Below are 16427 nucleotides of genomic sequence, written 5' to 3'. Positions count from 1 at the left end.
GAATTAGACCTCTATACATCACCAAAATAGTGATTTTTTGGTGATTATAGAACAAATGCATCTTTATAAAATATTTTTTTAATTTCGAATATTTAAGGAAATTTAATGAATTTTGTTAAGGAAACTTCGGTTCAAAGCCAAGAAGAAATTAAAAATTTAAATGAACGATTGTTATTCAAAAGAAAAAAATTATCTGAAAAAGAACAAGAAATTCATACTTTGAATTTAGAATTAATGGCTTTGAAAAAAGAATTTACGGAATTTTATGATTTCAATTCCTCGGCTTTTTTTACTATCAATAGAAACTTTATTATTTCAGCTGTTAATTTCCAAAGTACATTATTACTTAATTATACGCGTAATGAATTAATCAATAGGAATTTTTTAGATTTCATCGGTACTTTTGAAATAGATACATTTAAATCCTGCATTCAAAACCTTGTTAATACAAAACTGATGCAGGTTTGCGAATTGAAATTAATCGGAAAGGGAACCCGCAAACATATAAAAATGGAGTGCCTTTTTACAAAAAATGGATTAATATTGCTCATCCTGAGAGACATTACCTACATTCGCCAATTAGAATCTGAACAAATCCAATTGAATCAATCTTTACAAACATTGAATAACCTATTACACAATGTTTCTGATGCGATAGCGACTTTAGATAAAGATTTTTATTTTAAAATAATCAATCCATCTTTCATCGATTTTTTTTCAAGAATTTTTGCCATAAAAATTAAAAAAGGCATGAATTTTCTAACTCTTATTTCTGATTTTTCGGAATACAAACAACAATTAATTGATTCCTGTCATCAAGCTCTTTTAGGAAAAAGGTCAACCCTCGTCATCGAAAATTTCAGTGATTTTGATGAAGTGAATTTTTGTTTTGAAATAAATTTTAATTCCATCTATAACTCTAATACTCAAAACAATGAAATTATTTTACTCATCAAAGATCTCACCAATTTTTATTTGCAAAAAAAAATAAAAATGATCGAGCAAGCAAAATTAGCCCATGCCATGCGCTTAAATACTATGGAGGGCATGGCATCAGCCTTAGCTCATGAAATGAATCAGCCCTTAACTGCAATATTTCTTTATAGTCAAACCTGTCTTTTACAATTAAAAAGAGACATTGATGAGAATAAATTGGAGCACAGTTTATTGCACTTATTGAATAAAATTATTTCACAAGCAAAGCATGCCAGTGAAATTATGAACCGAATGAAAAGTTTTATTCATCAAGATGTCTATTATCCTGAGTTATCGGATATCAATACATTGATTAAAGATACATTGATATTTTTAGATTATGAGTTGAATTATTCGAAATTAAAGATCCGTTTAAATTTAGATGAAAACCTTCCGCAAATAAATATTGATCGAATACAAATCATGCAGGTCATTATCAATTTAACGCGTAATAGTTATGAAGCCATGCAAGAAGATGTCTGTACATCTCCTGAGTTAACCATTGAGACAAAAAATCATAATCAATATATTGAGATTCATTTTCGCGATAATGGACCTGGAATCACTGCGGAAAATAAAGATAAAATATTAAACTCTTATTTTACTACCAAAGAGCAAGGGACGGGATTGGGTTTAACTATTTGTAAAAACCTGATTGAAGCCCATGGAGGCAAATTGTTTGTACAAGATCACAATGGAAAAGGAGCTTGGTTTATTTTCACTTTGCCTAAATAAAGATAATTTGCTTCTGTAAATTGTAACCGCTATTTTCCTTAAGTAGTGCAAGTAAGATTCAGGATTGTTACAAAAGGAATAGGACATTTAAAATGTTCTATTCACGATGTATCCGATTATTCAAAAAAAAAATTGACAACTGTCTGGTTGATTTGAAATACGCTTTAAGTTCAAAATAAGATATCAATAATTGTCAAAGTTTATTTATGGGCGCTGCCGCAGGATGGCAATATCAATGAATGGAGTCATGGTGATGGACAATAACAATAGAGAAAGATTTGAAGAGATCGATCAGCAGGTAGATGGCATTATTTTATATCTTTTAAAAAAATATGCAGTAAAAAATGATTTTCCAATGACTCAAAAGGCCGAGCTGCAAGAAGAAACTGAAGCTGAAACACAGTAATTTCTTGATTTAAGGCAATGAGGTTCTAAAATCTGTAATAAGGAATTAAAACATAAGGATATTGCAATGAAAGTCATTGAGCACCACACCTGGATTGTAACGACAGATTCCAACACTTGCCGAATTTATAAATCGACTACAAAACCTTATCAGCTTACCTTTGTTAAGGAACTTCTTCATCCAGAAAGTAAATTAAAAGATACTGAATTAACCTCCTCCGCCCCAGGGCGATTTAACTCTGCATCGAATGTTCGAGGAGCCTACACCCAGCAAACTGATCCCAAAGAAATTGAAATTGATCATTTTGCCAGAGAAATTGCAGAAGAATTAAATAGCGGCAGAAACCATCATGATTATGATCAATTAATCATTGTAGCCCCGCCTCATATGAATGGTCTTTTACTTCAGCACATGGATAAAAATGTGAATCATTTGATAACACAGAATATTAAAAATGATGTGATGCATTTAACAGAACAGAAATTATCTAATTTTTTGCAGGAAAATTTAGCAAAATAATCTATGATATTCGATTATTAAAATTCCGTGGGAACAAACCACGGAATTTGGTAGGGGAAACATCTTTTCACATCGGTACAATTGATACATTTATATCAAGCAAGTTGAACTTCTTCTGCTAAAAGTCCTTTATTTCCTTTTCCCTGGGTAAATAAAACAGCTTCACCCTCTTTCAGAGTCTTAAAGCCGCTTCCCTGGATGGAACTAAAATGAACAAAATAATCATGACCAGCACACTGTATAAAGCCGAAGCCTTTGCGTTCGTTAAACCATTTCACAGTCCCTTTCATCTTATCTGACATTGTCATTATTCCTTGATTATTTAGCAACGCGTTTCTTTGTTGAAGGTACTTGATAAATTATTCGTTCAAGATCATTTATATCAGCTTGAATTCAGAAGTTCTCATCTTAATTTTTAAATTTCTTTTCCTCAATTGCGGATTTTACTTATACAACTAATGGGAAATGCTCAGAAAAAAATTAATAAATAATAAATCTCCCTCTTAAGAGGTATTCTGGTCATTTGATGCAACATTATTTTTAAGTAACATAGTGAATTAGAGAAATCCAGCGCGAATCGCTCTGGATTTCTAGCTATCTTGATTTATTGCGCAGGTTGTGTTTGTAATTCACAAGTAATTTTGGTACAATCACGGCAATTTTTTAAGGCAAAATCAAACGCAGAATTTCCATTAGCTGCATTTTTAGCCATGGTTTTATCAGCCTGATCTGCAGCTGAGCCTGAATCTGGACTACTTGCATTAGTAGTACATATCCACATACCTGCATTGGTAGTATTTGACTGAGCTCCAGTTGTATTCGTATCAGTTGAAGTAGCGCTAGGAGTGCTCATCGTCGTACTGGTATTATTTGTAGCAGGAGTACTTCCTGCATTATTGATTGAAGATGGATTAGATGTTGCATTATCAGCCATAGCATAGGTTGATAGAACAAATATTCCGCTTAAAACGATAGATTTCACTATTCCTTTCATGATTCTCTCCTTGTCTGGTTGAACTTTGTTAGAGAATAAAAATGAACAAACACAATATAGTATATATCAGAATACGCATTACAGCTGGGTATTTTGCCTAACTTCCGTACTCATTGTTTGTTGCCATCCTTCATCTTTTGCTAAAAACTCTATCAAGCTTTGTGGCATTTTATTCATGAGATTAGGACGTGTACTGATGAATTGACTTAATTTTTCATCACTGTCTTTTTCAATACTTTGTTCATCAATACTTTCTAACAATTTTCTCAATGTACTCCCCTTCCCAAAAAATTCGGTTTTAATTTTATTACGGACCAGGCAGATCGCTTGTAATCGAATAGATTCAGTACATTCAGGATCTTTCGATAAATCATTTAAGAATTCAATTTCTTTTACCCGGTCACTGTTTTTTAGAGCATTTTTTATTTTCCTCAAAAAGGGGTTTTTCTCCTGATAAACATTATCATAAACTTTTTGAAGGTAGGGGATTAACGCATCGAGCCTAATGATCTCACCTTCTCGAATATCTCTTAATTGGTGGTCGGCAATGGCTACCGCAACTGATTCTAAAGTTTTTTTGTATGAACTGATGTTTTCTTGGAGCTTTGAAAATTCTCCTTCTAATTCTCCTCGTCCTATTTCACTTCCGCTCTTAAATAACACTTGTGCTAAATGTAATTGGGCTTTAGCTAAAGCGATGAACCCTTGATGGCACTCTTCAGCGGTTTGGGAAATAACTACTTTTTGGTCTTCTGAGAAATTCTTGGCTTCTATCATTTCTTTTGCCAGCCGTTCTAACTTGAGTTTAGAGGATTGACATTGGCGCACGACATTCCAATATTGTGTCATCTTTTCAAACCAATTGTTTTGAGAATGGATTTTTTTGATTAATCCCTCATAAGAGGATTGTTCTGTGGTTGGGAATAATTTTAATGAGCTAGCATTATATTTCTTTGTACTTTCAAGAGCGGATATTGTCTGCTCGATATTTTTAATTAACTTGGATAAAGCCATATGTTTGCTCCTCTTAAATAAGAAGAATAATGTTTTGTACTGATATACCAGGAACCATGGATTGATATGTATTAATTATACACCATGTATTTAACTTATAATCAATTTATATATTTATTGCATAGCTTTAAGATAGAATAATTGTGAAAATTATCAGAATCGATGCATGGAGATAGAGAACTGGATAACTCCAAAGAATTTGGCAAATGAAAACTATCATGTAATTTTTTGTAACATAATCGGTTTGACAGGATTAAAAATTGAATAAAACCAATCCATTATTATCATCACCATTACTGATATTACAAAACCAATTTACCTCTAATTGATGCAAATGATGTATGGGGTCAAAGAAATCAACATGCAAGCTCGCTGTGTTATCCTCAAATACACTTAAACGTCCAGAGAATGTTAATCGCTCTCCTGAGGGGCGTTCTATAAAAATTTTCGTAGAGGTAGTGACCGTGTCAATCAAGCCGTTGCTCACTTCTTCTTTACCATGGAAAAAATGTGTAAAATTAAAACGTGTCGTTGCCCCATCTAACCTTCGTCTTACTTGTACGGGTAGTTCCGGACCTGTGACCTGGCAATTATCAAAGTGGATGATTGCACGTACATCATCACCCCCTTCAACAGCTCGAACCAATTGGATGAAATTAGTGATCGTGTTAGTATTAGAGATATTTGGATTCATGCCAGTAGTGATTTGCGCGTTTGCCCCAGTAAATAAAAGCAGCAATAAAAATACTACAAAGCCAAATTGTCGGACGTTCATATATCCTCCATGATTCATCATATGCTAATTCCCTTTTGGGATATCTACATTGAATGAGGTATTAGATACAATAATTGTAGATCCATAAATTTCTTTTTCCATTTTTTACCTGTAATTAAAATAAAATCACTTTGTACTTTATTTATGGCTAGACAATTATCTGAAGCAATTAAACTATTTAAACAACCAAATGACAGAACCATTTCCTTTGGATTTTAAATTATAGTGGGTTGGAAATCATCGTTGAATTCGTTTTAAAATAGCCTATAAAGTTAATCTATCCATTTGCTTTCCTTATTAAGATATGATTTTATTCCTAATAAGGATACTAATGGATTAGTATATGATATATGTCCTCTATGTGCTTCTCCTCATCTGGACGTTGATGGTAATCCACCAACTTAAAACTATATCTTTAAAGCACTTTTTTCCATCTCTGTTTTCATCTGTAAAACATAATGCTTTAGAGCACGAAGATTTGTTAACACTATTTGAAAAATTTGACTACAAACATGAAGAAGGTGTGTGTCATGGCTTTACATTAACTTGGGCTCAAGAAGCAGCATTAGGATTTGATTTTCAATTCTATAATCGTCTGAACCTGATTAAACGAGAAAAAGAAACTTTGCCGAATACGCTCTCTGTTATTACTGAGAAAATCAAACTAAATCAAATTTTATCCCGCAGGGATCAGAAACGGAATGAAATCAGGCCTTTTTTGGAAGCAATATGCCTGGCTCAATCTCCGGAAGAATATTCAGAATTTTATGCAAAAAATGTCCAACAATCGGATATCGATACGATATACAAGCTGGTTCAACTCAACCTCTGCAGAAATCAAGATAAAGTAAAAAATTTATTTAGCAGAACATTTAGCTTCGCCACCGTAAATGATACCTGCAATTTTATCAATAAGTTAAATGATCTGTTATCCGCTAAAAACCATGTCGTGGTGGTATGCAGTAGTGAAGAGCATACCGTTGGATTTAAGAAGCTAACGGATAATAATTGGTTGTTCTTGGACATCAACCACTTATACGAGCAGTCAGAGGAATACCCCTACCAAATATTAAATAGCGGGACACTTGTTAACCATTTATATCAATCGCTTTTTGAAACAAGTAATGAATTAGTAATACATTGTTCCTTCATTGCAAAAGCAGGACAAAGAAAATTACAACCCAGGCTCCAATCTCTTAAAGGGCTATATCCAGTCTACGAAAAAACCAGCTACATTCAAAATTGCAGAGGTTATGGCCTGCTTTCTTTAGCTGTTCAAAATGATGATAGAGATGTCGTAAGAGAAATATTGAGCTCCCATAAATCATCACAAATAAGTCAATCTGAATTAGAGAATGCATTGTTTTATGCTGCAGCATGTAATCGAATCAGCATCATGAGCCAATTGGCAAAAATACCGGATATGAATCTTAATTCCCCTTGTAATCAGGACAATTCTGCCCTTGATGTCGCTTGTATGTACGCAAATCATCAGATTGTTGATTTATTATTACATGAGGCCAACATTCAAGTGAACAGACAAGATGTCAAAGGAAAAACTCCTTTAATGAAGGCTTGCAAATCATCTTATACGCACAATAAACCTGAAATATTCAGGTTACTGCTAGCAGCCGGAGCTGATGTCGAACTCACAAATGATAAAGGGGAGAATGCATCCGCTATTGCAACAAAGTACCAAAATCAAACCGCGTTAAAAATATTATTATCCTACCAGCCAAAACAATCTCCTAAAACTTGTTCCTTTCATACACCTGATGCTTTTTTTGGGAAAAAACTGGCAACAGAAACAACAATATCATATTTAAAACATAACTTTTTCGATAAAACAGATAAATCATTAAGCGAATCTGCTGATGAATTAGGGGTATTAACAGAACACACTCAAAAATTAATTAGTAACCATACAACCCATGAAAATAAGATTTTCTAAATGCGGAAGCCCTGCATGAAAAATTTTTCAATTGATCCTTAATTAGATTTTGCGTATAACTCATAAGGCAACAATGACATTGGAGTCATATGATGAAAAAGATCGTATGGATTACAGGGACTTCTTCAGGTTTAGGATTGAGTGTATCCATTAAACGTTCAGAGCAGGTACTTTTATCAATTATTTTCAGCTCTGGAGGTCGCAATGAATACCTGTATGAATTAGGTAATGGTTTTCTCGGGTCATGATGAATAGCATTTCATATTGCTATGATTAGTCTTGTTGCTTGCCTGCATATTAATCACTTTCTTACCACCTTCCGGGGCATAACACAAGCTTATATTCAAAGTACCAGGACCTAGAACGTAGGTGGACTTTTCAACCCAATAACCACCAGCCTTCAATTTAAATATTTTTAAAATACAATAGGAGAATGATAAAAAGATGAAATCCAAAGAATTGAATATCCAAAAAACAAGTACGAAAAGCATCGCGCTTAAAGTATATCAACAAGATCTTGAAATACAAGGTGTTAACAAAAACTCTTTATTTACAAGCTCAAGTCGGCATAAACATCAAAGGAAAAAATGGTATGAATGAAAAGGAACAATTACAAAAACGCTCGAATGAAGAACTCATCGATTTTAGAAAAAATCACTTTTTACCTACCGCTGCATTTTATCATAAAGAACCCATTCAATTGATAAAAGCACAAGGTGCTTATGTATGGGATTCTGAAGGAAAACAATACCTTGATGCCATAGGCGGAATTGTATGCATCTCCGCGGGACATAATCATCCAAAAATTAAAAAAGCACTCATTGAAGCGCTTGAGAATGATGTCATCCAACATACAACTTTACTTTATTTACATCAAGCGCCCATAGAAACAGCTGAAAGTTTGCTTGAGGAAGCACCTAATGGTATGGATAGAGTATCTTTTACCAATTCTGGCTCCGAGGCCAACGAATTAGCCATAATGGCGGCACGTCATGCAACAGGTGAAACGATGGTGGTGAATGTGCGGCATTCCTATCATGGAGGAACTTCGGCTGCACTTGCCTCATGTGGGCACTCAATCTGGCGATTCAAAGGCCAGCCAGTAACCGGAGTAACCTCAGCGCTTGAACCCTATTGCTATCGCTGTCCTTTCAATCAAAAACCTGAAAGTTGTAATTTAGAATGTGCTAAAAATGTGGAAACCACCATTCAAAATTCTACTCACGGTAAAATTGCAGCTTTTATATTAGAACCTGTGCTGGGCGTAGGCGGTTTTATTACCCCTCCAGATGAATACTTCAATGAAGTCGCGCGCATCGTTCATAATTACGGCGGTAAATACATCAGTGATGAAGTCCAAACGGGCGCAGGACGTGGTGGAGGCGACCTGTTACTGACAAAAACATTGAACATTGATGCAGATATGGTGACCATGGCCAAAGGTTTTGGAAACGGGGCTGCTGTTGGCGCTGTACTCATGAAAACAGATGTCGCAGAAACAATGACGGGGAAAACATATTTCAATACCTTTGCAGGTGATCCCTTGCAAATGATTCAGTCAAAACTTACTTTAGACATTATTAAAGAAGAACAACTGGTGGAAAATGCACGAATTATGGGGGCCCTGCTAAAAGATGGTTTTCATCAATTGCAAAAAAAATATTCTCTTATTGGAGATGTTCGAGGACGCGGATTGCTTTTGGGAATCGAGTTGGTAAAAGATCCAATAACCAAAACTCCGGCATCTGAAGAGGCATTTCAGCTCATGGATCTGTGTAAAGATAAAGGGCTATTAGTTGGGAAAGGAGGACAATATGGTAATGTTTTTCGTATCGCCCCTCCTTTGAGTATCAATCTGGAACAGGTTAATTTTATTCTTGAAACAATAGAAAAATCCTTATCCGAGATACAACGATTGTATACTCTGTAATATAAATCAGGGTTGGAGCAGTTTTGATCCAACCCCTTTTTTAGGAAATGATAGATTAACGTGCATGTGGATTTCATGTTCCAATATTATGATTTTTTGGAATGGACTTCTTGCACCAGAGCTAACCATGCTTTTGCAGCATCAGAAAGATATGCATCACGTCTCCAGGTCATAGACATGTTCCACCGAAACTCCTCTCCATGGAGTAATGGCGCATGTATTTGAGAATTTAGTCGCTCCAAAGCAATCATCCGAGGCAAGAATGCAACGCCTAAACCTGCGGTTACAAGGGCTACCATGAAATCAATTTGATTGCTTTGGGCAACGATTTTCGGTTTAAAACCTGCACGATCACATGCATCCAAAATCATCCGATGTAATGCAAACCCACTTGAAAACAAAACAAATGGAGTCTCTCTAAGCTGCTGCAAAGAAACAAAAGACTTTTTGGCTAGGGGATGTCCCGCAGACATGAGAACCACGAGAGGCTCACTGCAAAGGAGCTGTGAGTCAAACTCTTCAGCAACAGGTAATAAGGTACCCGCAAAGTCAATTTCACCTTCTCTTAAGCATTCTGCAAGCTTATCGCCCCCATGTTCCACCAGTTTCACTTCGATTCCAGGATAGCGTTGTCTATAAAGTGCAAAAAGAGGGGCAAATAATGTATCGCTTCCTACAGGGGCAATGCCCAAGCGAAGCTGTCCTTGTTTCAAACCGCGAATTGCGTCCAGTTCTTTAATGAGATCATCCCGCTCTGCAAGCAACTTGATTCCTCGACGGTAAACAATTTCTCCTGCAGCAGTCGGGATATTACGCTTTTTAAAGCGTTCTATGAGTGTCATACCTAACTCTTCCTCCAACTGCTTCATTGCTTTACTCACAGTAGACTGTGTTGCAAAAAGATTTTCTGCCGCTTTTGAAAAGCTGTTTTGACGAATAACCTCAACAAATGTACGTATTAATTTAAATTCCATAGTTATTCCATTTTAGAATGATAAGTAGTCAGTAAATTCATTTTATTCATTGATGATAAAAGTATACACTACGACGCATTAGGATGAGCACAATGAATAAATATATAACATTAAAAATTCAGCAGCATTCGCTACTCCAGATTGGTTTGGTGTGTTTGTTTTGGCTTGCAAGCGAACTCATTGTTCACTTATTAAAACTACCTTTTTCTGGGGGAATTTTTGGTCTTGGCATGGTTTTACTCCTTTTAGCCACGAAACGTTTAACACTGAACCTCATAAAACAAGGTGCAGAATTAATTCTTGCAGATATGTTGTTATTTTTAATTCCAGCAGTGCTTTCAATACTGAAGCATCATGAGTTTATCGGTATTTTAGGTATTAAAATTCTCTTTGTTATTCTGCTAAGTACACTTTGTGTGATGTTGGTCACTGCCACTGTTGTGGACTTTTATTACAATTGGAGAGCTCAGCGTGCTAAGTCACATTACATCTGATCCTCTGGTAAGAGGAGTTTTTTGGTCAGTCATTACGATTTGTCTGTATTTTGTCGTTAAAAAAATATATAGGCGCTTGGATTATTGGTGGTTAATGCCGCTTTTATTAACCCCCTTTTCCATATCAGGATTTGTTCTTTTGCTCCATGCCGATTATCAAGAATATCTTCGTAGTACCGAATGGCTTCTCCAGTTCATCGGCCCCGTGACTGTAGCTTTTGCAATACCCATTTATGAAAGGCGCGCACTCATCCGCCAACATTGGCCAGTACTTTTACTGGGAGTATTCGCAGGAAGTTTCACTGCTATATTATCTAGCTGGTCTTTATCAAGGGTTGTCGGGCTTGATGAAAGCATCCGCTTAAGTATGCTCCCACGATCCATAAGTTCCCCATTTGCGGTGAAAGTGTCACTTGACGTAGGAGGACTTCCAGAGCTTACAGCAATATTCGTCATCATTACCGGTATTTTAGGGGCAATCATGGGTGAGCTCATCCTAAAATTTTTTTCTTTTCGTTCCCCCCTTGCCCGCGGAGCTCTTTTTGGCGTTGGTGCCCATGCTGCGGGCACAGCACAGGCCCATAAAATAGGACAAACAGAAGGCGCTGTTGCAAGTTTGGCAATGATTCTGGTTGGACTTTTAAATTCCTTATTTTTACCTTTTGTCAGTCATTTGTTGCGTTCGTTAAACCTCTAAAGAATGTTTCTTATTAAAACATTATGGAATCTTTAAGGTATTTTAAAAAAACTAATAGGATTTTGCCAAAATAATTCATATAAAAATCGAAGAACTGCTTAAAAATAGATTCCATTCATATGAAAAAAGTTTTAAATTCTATTTCCAACTCATCATAAGAATAAATTTCATCATGCGTTTAAGATTTCTCTCTTTACTTTTTTTTGCCAATGCTGCGTTTGCAGGCCCATGGTTCACAGGTCCTCTACTTGCACCCGCTGGAAAAACAATACCCGCAGGACATATGAATTTTGAACCTTATTTCTTTTACAGCGGATACCCCCATGGATTTCGAAATTTTGAAGTCACACCGATTATAAGCCTAGGTATTCTAAGTTTTCTAGATTTACAAGCCTCCTTGCCTTACGATTACAGTTGGGTCAAAGATCAGCGCGGAAACGGTATTGGGGATTACAGTATGGCTTTAGGTTTTCAAGTACTACGCCAAAAAGAGAACTCCTGGATTCCTGATCTCCGTCTCGTCCTTCAAGAGGTTTTCCCTACAGGACGATTCGAAAACTTAGATCCTAATAAATTGGGTACTGATCAAACAGGTATAGGAGCTTATCAAACTTACCTGGGTTTTAACTTCCAAAAATTAATCCAGCTCTCTCAGGAACATTACTTGCGCACGCGTTTGAGTTTGGTTGGCGCAAAATTTAGTGATGTGAATGTTCATAATGTCAATGCCTTTGGCGGTACTTTGGGGACTAAAGGAAAAGTAAAACTCGAAAATAGCTATTCTGCAGATTTGGCCTTTGAATACACATTAACTCAAAATTGGGTTCCGGTTTTTGAAGTGCTTTTTGTACATAGTCCAGGAAGTAATTTCGTAGGCAACCCAGGATTTACTCCTGGAGGAACTGTTGCGGGAGTGGGCGGAACTGCCAACAACCAAGTTTCATTGGCACCTGCACTGGAATACAATATTAATTCAAATATAGGTATTATTGGCGGAGTTTGGTTTTCAGTTACAGGACCGCACGCATCCGAATTCGTGACAGGGACACTGGCGGTGAATTGCTATTTTTAGCTAACTCTAGAACCCGGTATGCTCTGCAAGAGATACCGGGCCCCACTAAACCATTTACTCAGGTTTAAGCACCAGGAGCGCTGAATAAAGGTTTATTCTCGTCCTCATCAGACTGAAGCCAATCATTTATTAATTCAGCCTCTCGATCAGTTATTAAGGGACTCAAATAATTCGCAACCAAAGTATTTCCCAGTGCTTGATTTTTCTTTTCATTCATATAGCTGCTGAAGAAAAAAGTTTTTCCTAAAGCAAGACGTCCTGCACCGACCAGAAGGCCTACACCCGCTAACGAACTCACCAGCATGACCACATCGGCTATTAGACGAAGTCCCTCATCACGTTGTTTAAATTCTTTATGTGCGGTGTTTAATATCTCTTGTACCTGTTGCTTTATTGGTTTTTCTGATAAACGGATTGCCAATGCTTGTTGATAAAAATTATTTATCGATTGATTATATTCTTCACCATAATTTTTCTCTTCGCTGAGTTTTATTTTCTGATCCCGGAATTGCTTTATAGTCAATAAATCTTGAATCAATACAGGGGAGAAACTATGAGCTTTCTCTTTTTTGAGAATTTCATCTCTAAAAATTTTATCTTGCAATACTGTTTCAATTAATTGCTTTTGAAGGGTCTTCTTAAGCATGGGATCTTGATTAAGAAATATATCGATCTCATCTGTCGGAGAATCTTGTTTAATAACTCCAGATTGTTCAAGACTATTATAGATTAATTCTGCACGTACTAATTGTTTATGTACCTTTTTAGCAGATTCAGAGGCAATATCACGAGATACAGTTTCAAAATCACGTAATGCCTGATTAAATAAAGGTTGATTAAATACATCTCGCTTCTCTTTCACTGAACCGGCATTTTTTAATTGGACATGGATTTTAAACAGATCGTTTTCTTTTTGTTTTACATCCTGCACCAATTGGTATTCCTCTTTAGCAGTAGGAGATAATTTGGCATACACATTAGCTAAGATATTAAAAATTTCAATTTTATTATCAATGGTTTGTAATGGGTGTAATTGTGAAAGAGAAAATTCATAAACACTTTGTACTGCATCAAGCATTTGGGATTTGTAATCCGTTTTCTCTTTTTCCGTAAGCCTTTCATACTGTTGTTCTAATTGTAAAAGCGCTTCATATTTATTTTGGCTGCCCTGGAGATTTCGTAATTGGGTGAAAAATTCATTTAATTTTCCATATTCCTCTTCTACCTCGCGAAGCGCTTCGTCGGCACCAAAAATAGCTGTGCAATCTTTGACCAGGCTCTGAAGCTCCCTTAAAAACGCCCCTTTTATCAGAAGGTTATTTTCTCTAAATGCTGCTATCAATTCATGAAAATGACGAATTTGGCGAAGGGTTTTAATTTTTTCTTCGATATTGTCTTTGCGCACTGCAAGTTCAATTGCGCCAGTCTTCAAGCATTCATCAAGTGTTTCCCATAACTTCTGGTTTTGAATAATTCGTTTTACCAAAATGCTGGGATTGGGTGAATTTAACTCTTCCAAACAAATGGTTGCAAGTTGGGCCCCACTCATTTGGTGCAGGGACTCGTCACTGATGGCATAAAAATAAGGACTTTCAAATGACTGTTTCGGTACTTTTGGTGCTCTTTCAATATGATTTTCTACACTTTCTTTCGCTTCTTTAAATCGTGTTACAGCTTCCTTTAAGGAAATAGCTGTTTCGCTCATTCCCTCCCAAGGGACATCGGCTAACTGCAGTTGTTTTAAAGTTCTCAACAATGAAATAACATCTGACCCTGCTGTAAGAAGCATGATTACCTTATTCCAGTAACTCTCTGGATACTGGTGTCTATATCGTGCAGCCGGAACTTCATAAGGTTTGATGCGATTGGTTCCTGTAGTTTCAGGATCTAAGGATAATAAACGTTTTAGGATAGTACTTTCGCGGTATTGCTCTATAAAGGCATAGCCGAAATCGAATTCCTTATTTTTTTCTGAAAAAGCAGTAAAAAAATTCGCTGTTTGTTCGGGATGATGATCCCAGAGATTGAGCGTTTCTGCTTGCTCTGCCAATGACGCTATATATTCATTAAACTGCTTTGCCAAATCACTTATGTTTATTTGTTTGTAATCAAGAAGATTGACTTGAGACAAAGGTAGAAAATAGTGATCTAAATCTTTCAATACTTGAGAAAAAGAGACATCTCTTGAACAGGTCAAAATACTTTGCTGTAACAAGTCCTTCGATTCCTCGATGGTTCTTTTTAATTTATCAATGGATTCAACAGTAATGGTGTCAGGGACCTCACACATGACCCAGCTTGAACTTATGTCTAAAATTTCTTCTTCTAAAGGGCCGAGCGGATTTTTCAGTATTCTAATTTGATTGTCTACAATTTGAAGAATCAGCTTTAATTCAACCTGATCTTCAGCAGGAGGATTACGTTCAAAATAGAGTTGGATCTCGGTTAATTTTTCAAGAACAGCTTTACTTTCTTCCTGTAAGTCATCGTATTGGGTTTTTAATAAAAGTTGCTGATTCGTGCGTTCAAGCTCGGGATCGATCTTGATTTGCAATTCAAACAATTGTGCAATCCGTAGTATTGCATTTCGGTACTCTGCTGGAGTATCAGGAAGTGAAATTAAATCTCTAATTTGCAATTTGAACCGTTCATAGCTACTGATATTCCCTTTTTGCAATAATTTTATCGTTGCCAGTAGATTCGCTTGTAAAACAGAGAACCTCCCCTGGCTTTCAACATCTAATTCTTCCACCTGAATAAATACTTCATAAATACGTTTCAAATAAGCATCAAAATCCAGTGCAATATAACTAAGATACTCGTCCTTGGTTGCTTTTGCAGTAGATGGTTTGGATTTTAGTAATTGAATGAGCTGCTCTTTTTCACGCTCATTTTTAGACACCTCTGTCAATTTGAGAAAAAATTCTTTGATAAGAGGCCAATTCTCATCGTTTACTTTAACCTGCATTGCTCCGTATTTATCAGGAGGAAAAACCCCTTTTTCCAACATCAATTTTGTTTGATAGACGGGATCACTAAAATATAAGGATCCTGCTGCAGTGTAAGTATCTGAAGCACCTACTAATGAATGTCCTTGCCCGAATTGATCGTGATATTGTTGTTCTTCATCATCATATTTTTTCCCACCCCAAACAAGCTCCAGGGGAGATCCCGCCGGTGCGGATTGCTCTAAGCCGAGCATGAGCAGGCTTTCGGGGTCATTTCGATGAAAATAGAAATGGCCACTGTAACCATTGTCCGATATTTTTTTTCCGTAATAATTACGTTGGCCTTCACCACCCATGGCTATATTGATTCCAAAATCTTGTGGTGTTTTGATCAACCAGGGTAATTGCCCCACAACACCCAATAAGAATCCTTTTCCTTCGATGACTTTGCCGGTTGGGGCGCGATAGGCGTTGTGTGTCGCTGAACGCGCAAATATTTTGTCGCCCCGCCCAGGAAAAAGACTTAATAATTCTTCTTTATTTGATGCAGATAACCCTTGATAATCGATAATAATCCGACTGGCATGGGAGATATAATCTACGATATTTAACTGATCCGATGGGGCGCCTAACTCCGGTGATTTGGATAAATAGGGCCGTACTTTGAAGTCCCCCCAAGCCACACAGGCGAGCAACATCTGTGCCATGGGTACAGCTTGATTCCCTTTAGAATTAAATATAAATGTATTTGCCCATTGTTGGGCTACAGTATCTTGATCGTGATTTATAGAACTTGCAAGAATTTGGGCTTTTGTTTTATCAAACATTCTTTAATAATTTAAAAATGACATGACCATTAGAATACCAAAAAAAGCTTATGGTATTGTTAAGAACAGTGATATTTATGATAAACAGTCATTTTTTACCGAGTGCTCAGATACCA

At 36.3% G+C, this 16427-nt stretch carries 16 protein-coding genes; 10 read left to right on the top strand and 6 right to left on the bottom strand.

Going from position 1 to position 16427, the window contains the following annotated elements; all coding sequences use genetic code 11:
* Positions 1 to 105: 105 nt before the first annotated feature.
* The 3 genes from BU07_RS0104470 (at position 106) to BU07_RS0104460 (ending at position 2635) form a co-directional block, all read left to right on the top strand.
* A complete protein-coding gene (locus BU07_RS0104470; RefSeq protein ID WP_031563903.1) occupies positions 106 to 1710 on the top strand; it encodes a PAS domain-containing sensor histidine kinase in 1605 nt (534 codons plus the stop codon).
* Between the two features lie 235 nt (positions 1711 to 1945).
* Positions 1946 to 2116 (top strand): hypothetical protein, encoded by a 171-nt coding sequence (locus BU07_RS17500; RefSeq protein ID WP_162173975.1) that lies wholly within the window; start codon positions 1946 to 1948, stop codon positions 2114 to 2116.
* A 66-nt stretch (positions 2117 to 2182) separates the two neighbouring features.
* Positions 2183 to 2635: a host attachment protein gene (locus BU07_RS0104460; protein WP_031563902.1), complete on the top strand. Its 453-nt coding sequence runs from the start codon at positions 2183 to 2185 to the stop codon at positions 2633 to 2635.
* A gap of 95 nt (positions 2636 to 2730) precedes the next feature.
* Here BU07_RS0104460 and BU07_RS0104455 read toward each other — a convergent pair whose 3' ends face one another.
* The 4 genes from BU07_RS0104455 to BU07_RS0104440 all read right to left on the bottom strand — a co-directional run bounded on the left by BU07_RS0104455 (position 2731) and on the right by BU07_RS0104440 (position 5418).
* Entirely contained in the window at positions 2731 to 2937 is a 207-nt protein-coding gene (locus BU07_RS0104455; RefSeq protein WP_031563901.1) for a cold-shock protein, read from the bottom strand.
* 302 nt (positions 2938 to 3239) lie between these two features.
* On the bottom strand, positions 3240 to 3629 hold the full coding sequence (locus BU07_RS0104450; protein ID WP_031563900.1) for a hypothetical protein: 390 nt from the start codon (positions 3627 to 3629) through the stop codon (positions 3240 to 3242).
* A gap of 78 nt (positions 3630 to 3707) precedes the next feature.
* Positions 3708 to 4643: a hypothetical protein gene (locus BU07_RS0104445; protein WP_031563899.1), complete on the bottom strand. Its 936-nt coding sequence runs from the start codon at positions 4641 to 4643 to the stop codon at positions 3708 to 3710.
* 253 nt (positions 4644 to 4896) lie between these two features.
* Positions 4897 to 5418, bottom strand: a complete 522-nt coding sequence (locus BU07_RS0104440) for a hypothetical protein (RefSeq protein ID WP_031563898.1) — start codon at positions 5416 to 5418, stop codon at positions 4897 to 4899.
* A 343-nt stretch (positions 5419 to 5761) separates the two neighbouring features.
* Here BU07_RS0104440 and ankG point away from each other — a divergent pair, with 343 nt between their 5' ends.
* The 4 genes from ankG (at position 5762) to BU07_RS0104415 (ending at position 9299) form a co-directional block, all read left to right on the top strand.
* A complete protein-coding gene (ankG, locus tag BU07_RS0104430) occupies positions 5762 to 7369 on the top strand; it encodes a Dot/Icm T4SS effector AnkG/AnkZ/LegA7 (protein ID WP_051635463.1) in 1608 nt (535 codons plus the stop codon).
* Positions 7370 to 7458: 89 nt separating this feature from the next.
* Positions 7459 to 7617, top strand: a complete 159-nt coding sequence (locus BU07_RS17365) for a hypothetical protein (protein ID WP_154659363.1) — start codon at positions 7459 to 7461, stop codon at positions 7615 to 7617.
* Between the two features lie 196 nt (positions 7618 to 7813).
* Positions 7814 to 7969 (top strand): hypothetical protein, encoded by a 156-nt coding sequence (locus tag BU07_RS17585; RefSeq protein WP_172459784.1) that lies wholly within the window; start codon positions 7814 to 7816, stop codon positions 7967 to 7969.
* Positions 7962 to 9299, top strand: coding sequence for an aspartate aminotransferase family protein (locus BU07_RS0104415; protein ID WP_031563896.1), 1338 nt, complete (start codon positions 7962 to 7964; stop codon positions 9297 to 9299). Before BU07_RS17585 ends, BU07_RS0104415 begins: the two co-directional genes overlap by 8 nt.
* 86 nt (positions 9300 to 9385) lie before the next feature.
* Here BU07_RS0104415 and BU07_RS0104410 read toward each other — a convergent pair whose 3' ends face one another.
* Positions 9386 to 10273 carry a LysR family transcriptional regulator gene (locus tag BU07_RS0104410; protein WP_031563895.1) on the bottom strand — a complete coding sequence of 296 codons (888 nt, stop codon included), beginning with the start codon at positions 10271 to 10273 and terminating at the stop codon, positions 9386 to 9388.
* A 92-nt stretch (positions 10274 to 10365) separates the two neighbouring features.
* Here BU07_RS0104410 and BU07_RS0104405 point away from each other — a divergent pair, with 92 nt between their 5' ends.
* The 3 genes from BU07_RS0104405 to BU07_RS0104395 all read left to right on the top strand — a co-directional run bounded on the left by BU07_RS0104405 (position 10366) and on the right by BU07_RS0104395 (position 12536).
* The gene (locus BU07_RS0104405) at positions 10366 to 10767 is read left to right on the top strand and encodes a CidA/LrgA family protein (RefSeq protein WP_242601852.1); all 402 of its coding nucleotides are present in this window, start codon (positions 10366 to 10368) and stop codon (positions 10765 to 10767) included.
* On the top strand, positions 10745 to 11464 hold the full coding sequence (locus BU07_RS0104400) for an LrgB family protein (RefSeq protein WP_031563893.1): 720 nt from the start codon (positions 10745 to 10747) through the stop codon (positions 11462 to 11464). The genes BU07_RS0104405 and BU07_RS0104400 overlap by 23 nt, the downstream gene beginning before the upstream one ends.
* A 172-nt stretch (positions 11465 to 11636) precedes the next feature.
* Positions 11637 to 12536, top strand: coding sequence for a hypothetical protein (locus BU07_RS0104395; RefSeq protein WP_031563892.1), 900 nt, complete (start codon positions 11637 to 11639; stop codon positions 12534 to 12536).
* 64 nt (positions 12537 to 12600) lie between these two features.
* Here BU07_RS0104395 and BU07_RS0104390 read toward each other — a convergent pair whose 3' ends face one another.
* Entirely contained in the window at positions 12601 to 16311 is a 3711-nt protein-coding gene (locus BU07_RS0104390) for a LepB GTPase-activating domain-containing protein (RefSeq protein WP_031563891.1), read from the bottom strand.
* Between the last annotated feature and the right edge of the window lie 116 nt (positions 16312 to 16427).

The sequence above is a fragment of the Legionella wadsworthii DSM 21896 = ATCC 33877 genome (genome assembly GCF_000701265.1).
GTDB classification, from domain to species: Bacteria; Pseudomonadota; Gammaproteobacteria; order Legionellales; family Legionellaceae; genus Legionella; species Legionella wadsworthii.
This window is presented reverse-complemented; position numbering and strand designations above follow the sequence as displayed.